Origin of the sequence: Catenibacterium sp. GCM10023432 (genome assembly GCF_042651925.1) — a bacterium.
Classification (GTDB): domain Bacteria; phylum Bacillota_I; class Bacilli_A; order Erysipelotrichales; family Coprobacillaceae; genus Catenibacterium; species Catenibacterium mitsuoka.
This window is the reverse complement of record NZ_JBHSEB010000047.1, coordinates 40,639-46,922: the sequence shown is the minus strand read 5'-3', so window position 1 is coordinate 46,922 and position 6,284 is coordinate 40,639. Positions and strand designations below refer to the sequence as shown.

Sequence of the window (6,284 nt, the reverse complement as noted above, 5' to 3'; positions counted from 1 at the left end):
CATCAGCAACTATACAAAAATATATTGAAAGTCAGGAATAATAGATACGATTTACGAGGCTCCTCCCACCTATTGGCAGTGGGTTTCCGCCTATGACAAACGAAAGGATTTATTTATGAAAATATTATTTTGGAATATCACATGAACCATAGTAATTATTCAAACCTACAATATGTGTATAGGTTTTGTGTTCTATAGAGATATAATCTACATTTTCTATAAGGTTCTTATATGTATTCACTATTTGATATTCACAATGAGGGTTCTTCATAATAGTTCCTGCATATTTGATATCAGTAGAAATAGGATAAGCATTATAAACAGGCATATGAGTATAAAGTGGTATTTCTAGTATACGTTTCACATGATCCATATTATTAGACTTGTACCCTCTTAACATATTCTTTGCTTCACTATAAGGTGCACGGATATTGGACATATAATAATGATGACCTGGATTATTGTTGTGGACATCAAATTTCTGCAGATAAAGTGAATCCTGTCCTTTTGTGATATAGTTATTCATTAGATACTTAGAACCATAGAGAATCGCTTTTTCTCTTGTATCCCAGTTTCTTGATGCCGCAAAGTCTATTCCATCCTGATCACTTCTGTTGGCTCCGATATTATATATATTATAGAAAAGAGGTCCTTGCGGATTATTTCTTGCATGTCCTCCACGAAGTCCTAGTCCTCCACCTGTCTGTTCCTGAATCGCACGGGTAATGAGTAATGACATAGAGATGTTATTTACTTCTGCACTGTGACGATAGAGTTCGGCCCAGTCTTTTTTAGACTGCGATTCTATACCTGACATTTCAGTTCCTGCCAACATTCTTTTTCCTTCCTGTAATGTTTCAGAAGGATTATAAGTGAGCTTCTCGAACATCAGCGCATGATAAGCACCCAAAGCATTGCGTGGATCTAAGAAATAACGAGCTGCATTCAAAGAAACACGACACCATGTCTGTCCTTCTATAATATCAGGAGAAGTGATCATTGAAGAATCATTTGTATCTATCAAAGACTTACTTTGGAAGATAGAAGCCGTTTGATTAAAGTCTAAAGAAGTATTAAGAGGCACATACCGCCATTCTGGATAAAGTGCATGTAAGAAGCGTAACGGTTGTTTGTAGCTATCAGGAAATGATATAAGTTCTTTTTCAAAAGATTCATCAAATGTATAAGGTTGTACCTTTTTACTTGATATATAGCCTTCCTTCTTCTTTCCATTCACATATAAATAGACATAATATTGAGAGCCTCTTTGTCCTTCTACAACTAAAGGTTGTCCGATGGTAAGTGTTTGATGTAAAAATGACGTATTCTCTTTGACTAATACAATATGAGAATCAAGTTTCTTATAAGAAAAGAACGTCTGATAAGTGATGATGCTTAATAACACAGCTATCACACATAGTATTTTAATAATTGATGTCTTCTTCATTGACCCACCCTACCTGTGCACCACAGATAACATAGACATAATGTCCATAAACACCTGCAATCTTGACTTCTGTTCCTTTTTCACCTATAAACCAATGATCTGTATAATCATCTAAACAATAGAGATGATGATTTCTTTCATATAAGAATTCATTCTTAATAGAGATCATTACATGATCACTCACTCTATAACATTGACTAAACTCTTTTCCTTTTTTCATGATCTTTACTTCATAATCAGGAAAGGCTATCTTGTGGTCTACTTCACCATTACCATAAAGGTCTTTATTTAATACACCTACAGGAAATGGTTGTACACATTCTGTTTGGTATGTTATTTCCCCCTTATAACTATGAATAATAAGCGCATTTAATTGTGAGATAGGTTTCACACCTGTTCCTCCATCAATACAGATGATCTTCTTTTCTTCATCTATAATAATGTCATTATGAATAGAACGAGGGAAATAATTGGATGTAGGAAGATGTCCTACTACAACTGTATACTTTAATGAATGTCCTAATTCATAAAAATGTTGGAGTTCGAGATAGGAAGAGAGACCACATTCCTTATAATTATCTCTTGGTTCTACACCAGCATGGACAAATAAATAATCATTAAATAATAATGTAGTAGGTAAATGGGACATGAACTTTAATTCTTGTTTTAGCTTTTCAGCCATGATTTTTTGCATACCTAAAGGTGTTTCATGTCCATCATTAAAATGTTCATGATTATATATATCTCTAATAATACCGTTCTTACTATTTCTCTTTAAATACTTAGGAATTTCACCTGCAATTTCTGGAATAGTAAGTAATGCATTCATCGCCCATTCACAATTTCCCATCAAAACATAACACTTGGGAAAACGTGAAAGATTCATAATAAAGTGTATTGTTTCTAATACCTGATCTCCTTTTTCTACAAAGTCACCAATAATCACCAAATAATCCTCTACAGGATCATAATTCACTTTTCTTAGTAATTCTTTAAAGCGGTCTAAATGACCATGTATATCTGATATCGCAATCAAGCGATAATCATTCTTTTCTTTTTTAATCAAATGTTTTGGTGTAAACATAAGTACCCTCCTGATATCATTCTACATCAAAAAAAGTAGGTTGCCCTACTTTTTTGTTGCATAATACTTTCTTACAAGCATCTGTGTTTTACGAATATGTCTTTGAATACGTTCTGTTGCTTCATCTTTGTCTCCATCAATGATGGCTTCTAGAATAGCACGATGTTCTGCAAGTGATGATTCTAAACGTTCCGGACGCGCAATAGAATGTCTTGATGTCACAGAGACATAGTAATGAATATCCTTAAGAATCTGTTCAAAATAGGTAGACTGTGTTGCCTGATAAATAGATTCATGGAATAGAATATTAAAATCATTCACTTTATCAAAGTCACCCTTTGTAGTATAGAATTCTAGCAATTCAAATACTTCTTTAATTTTAGCAAGATGCACTTCATCCATACGATCAATTGCGAATGAAACAGCTAATCCTTCTAGAGAAAGACGTATTTCAAACATATCATCAATATCACGAGGTGAAAAACCTTTGACATAAACACCTTTATTAGGAATACTTTCTACTAAACCTTCTAATTCTAGCTGTTTTAATGCTTCTCTAATAGGTGTACGAGAAATCTTCAACTCTTTCGCAAGTGTTAATTCATTTAATTTATCACCACATTTATAACTTTCATTAAGAATACGATCACGTAATAAGATAAATATTTTAGAGCCCAATGATCCATGGGAAGTTGATTCAAAAATGCTATGAGATGGCATTTCTTTTTCCTCCTCTTATAATTTATCGATAATTGCGTCTGTAAACTCTTTTGTAGTTGCCTGTCCACCAATATCAGGTGTTGTAAACTTACCTTCTTCTATGACTGCTGCTAAGGCTTCTCTTAAAGATTGTGCTTCTTTCTGTTTATTTAATGCTTCAAGCATCATTGCGAATGCAAGAATTAAAGAACTTGGGTTCGCAATACCTTTACCTGCAATATCAGGTGCACTGCCATGAACAGCTTCATAAATACGGTAGTCGTCACCAATATTACCTGATGGTGCAATACCAAGACCACCTACAAGACCTGCACATAAGTCAGAAACAATATCCCCATATAAGTTTGGTGCAACAAGGACATCAAATGTTTCTGGACGCTGTACAAGCTGCATACACATATTATCAATAATAACTTCCTGTGTTTCTATTTCTGGATAGTCTTTTGCCACTTCTCTATAACAATCAAGGAAAAGACCATCTGTATACTTCATTATATTGGCTTTATGAATGGCTGTCACTTTTTTTCTGTTATTTGTGCGTGCATATTCAAATGCATAACGACAAATACGTGTAGAAGCTTCTCTCGTGATTAACTTAACACCATTCGCAATATCATCAGTGAGCATATATTCAATACCTTTATATAAATCCTCAGTATTTTCTCTAATGATGACTAAATCAATATTTTCATATTTAGAATCAATACCCTTGAAGTTACGTAAAGGACGTACATTGGCATAAGTAGAGAATCTCTGTCTTAATGCGACATTCACACTTCTAAAACCTGTTCCAATTGGAGTGGCTGTAGGACCTTTTAATGCCCATTTATATTCTTCAATTGCGTCTACAAGACCAGGTTCCCATACTTCACCTGTTTCTTTTGCATATTCTGCACCTGCTCTATATTTAACCCATTCAATATCTAGGTTCATTGCTTTTGTGATAGATTCAACACTTGCTGAAATCTCTGGTCCAATCCCATCACCTGGAATAAGTACTGCTTTCATTAGAAATCTCCTCCTAGTTCTTTAATTGCATTTAATAATCCACCATACTGAATCATGACTTTTTCACGTGCTGATAATGATAGATGTGCTGTAATAGTTTCATTTGTATTCTTATTAGTCACTACAATATCCTTACCTTCTTCTACAGATGTTAATAAATCACTTAATTCGTAATCATCCTGATCATTGAAGAAATCGTAATCTTTCGCATCAATAACAAGTGGAAGAATACCATTGTTGATTAAGTTAGAACGATGAATTCTCGCAAATGAAATTGCGAAGATAGCTTTGATCTTTAAGTAGTTAGGTACTAATGCAGCATGTTCTCTTGATGAACCCTGTCCATAGTTATCTCCTCCTACAATGAAACCACCATTATTTTTAACAGCTCTATTATAGAATTCAGGATCTACCTTAGAGAATGAGAACTTAGCTAAATGAGGGACATTTGAACGGAATGGAAGTAATTTAGAATCAGAAGGTACGATATGGTCTGTAGAGATATTGTCTCCTACTTTTAATACAACTTTACCGCTTACTGTATCTGTTAACTTATCTCCTCTAGGAACTGGTTTGATATTAGGTCCCATATAGATTTCATTATCAGGGATATATTCACTAATAAAGAAGTTAGGATTCTTCACAAATGGTGTATCTGGTACTTCTTCTAATACCATATCATCTTCAAATTCCTGTGATAAATAACCTTTGACTGCAGATAATGCAGCAACTTCTGGAGATACAAGATATACACTTGCATCATTTGTACCAGAACGTCCTTTAAAGTTACGGTTGATTGTTCTTAAAGAAACACCTTTTGATAATGGAGCCTGTCCCATACCGATACAAGGACCACATCCACATTCAAGAATTCTTGCACCTGCATGAATCATATCTGCAAGAGCACCATTTTGTGCCAGCATAGAAAGAATAGAAGATGAACCTGGCGCGATAACTAAAGAAACATCTTCAGCCACTTTACGACCTTTTAAGATCTTTGCTGCACGCATCATATCTGGTAAAGATGAGTTTGTACAAGAACCAATGACTACCTGATTGATCTTCATTCCTTCTAATTCTTTTACATCTACTACATTATCTGGTGAATGAGGCTGAGCAACCATAGGAACTAATGTAGACATATCGATTTCAATAGTTTCATCATATGTTGCATCATCATCAGCTTTCATTTCAACATATTCATCTTCTCTACCCTGCTGCTTTAAGTAAGCTAAAGCATTTTCATCGGTTGGGAATACTGAAGTAGTCGCACCTAGCTCTGCACCCATGTTACAGATAGTAGCACGGTCAGTTAATGAAAGATCACTTAAACCTTCACCTGTATATTCAACAATCTTATTAACCCCACCTTTTACAGATAATTCCTGTAGAATTTTTAAGATAACATCTTTTGCAGATACCCAAGGTGCTTTACGTCCTGTTAGTTTAACCTGTAAAACTGATGGACACTGAACATAGTACTTACCTGTTGCCATGGCAACGGCTACATCAAGTCCTCCTGCACCAATCGCAATCATACCCATCGCACCACATGTTGGTGTATGAGAATCTGAACCAATAAGCGTCTTACCTGGATGTGAAAAATTTTCAAGCTGTAACTGATGACAGACACCATTTCCTGGTTTAGAGAATGTGATACCATGTTTTCTTGCAACAGATTTAATAAATTCATGGTCATCCATGTTTTCAAAACCAGTCTGAAGCATGTTGTGGTCAATATAAGCCACGGCTTTTTCTACTGCAACATGACCTACATTCATTGCTTCTAACTGAAGATAAGCCATTGTACCTGTGGAATCCTGTGTTAAAGTCTGGTCAATTCCGATACAAATAGATGTTCCTGGAACTAATTCTCCTTCTTTAAGATGTGCATTCAAGATTTTATACGCTAGATTCATATAATCTTCTCCCCCTTGTTTATCATTGTATACAATTATACACATATACTATTCTATGTGCAATATAAAAAACAAAGATAATTTGTATTTATTTCGTTAAATTGGT

Annotated in this window: 5 protein-coding genes; all 5 read right to left on the bottom strand. The window is 34.6% G+C overall.

Annotated elements, in window-relative coordinates; translation table 11 throughout:
* Positions 1-124: 124 nt before the first annotated feature.
* The 5 genes from ACFOZZ_RS07380 to ACFOZZ_RS07360 are packed head-to-tail and all read right to left on the bottom strand — an operon-like array spanning position 125 to position 6,178.
* Positions 125-1,447 carry a hypothetical protein gene (locus ACFOZZ_RS07380; protein WP_376814973.1) on the bottom strand — a complete coding sequence of 441 codons (1,323 nt, stop codon included), beginning with the start codon at positions 1,445-1,447 and terminating at the stop codon, positions 125-127.
* Positions 1,425-2,531, bottom strand: coding sequence for a metallophosphoesterase (locus ACFOZZ_RS07375; protein ID WP_278779795.1), 1,107 nt, complete (start codon positions 2,529-2,531; stop codon positions 1,425-1,427). The genes ACFOZZ_RS07380 and ACFOZZ_RS07375 overlap by 23 nt, the downstream gene beginning before the upstream one ends.
* 45 nt (positions 2,532-2,576) lie before the next feature.
* Positions 2,577-3,251: a GntR family transcriptional regulator gene (locus tag ACFOZZ_RS07370; protein WP_055234135.1), complete on the bottom strand. Its 675-nt coding sequence runs from the start codon at positions 3,249-3,251 to the stop codon at positions 2,577-2,579.
* A 15-nt stretch (positions 3,252-3,266) separates the two neighbouring features.
* Positions 3,267-4,259 (bottom strand): isocitrate/isopropylmalate dehydrogenase family protein, encoded by a 993-nt coding sequence (locus ACFOZZ_RS07365; RefSeq protein WP_376814972.1) that lies wholly within the window; start codon positions 4,257-4,259, stop codon positions 3,267-3,269.
* Positions 4,259-6,178, bottom strand: coding sequence for an aconitate hydratase (locus ACFOZZ_RS07360; protein ID WP_278779791.1), 1,920 nt, complete (start codon positions 6,176-6,178; stop codon positions 4,259-4,261). Before ACFOZZ_RS07360 ends, ACFOZZ_RS07365 begins: the two co-directional genes overlap by 1 nt.
* Positions 6,179-6,284: the final 106 nt, after the last annotated feature.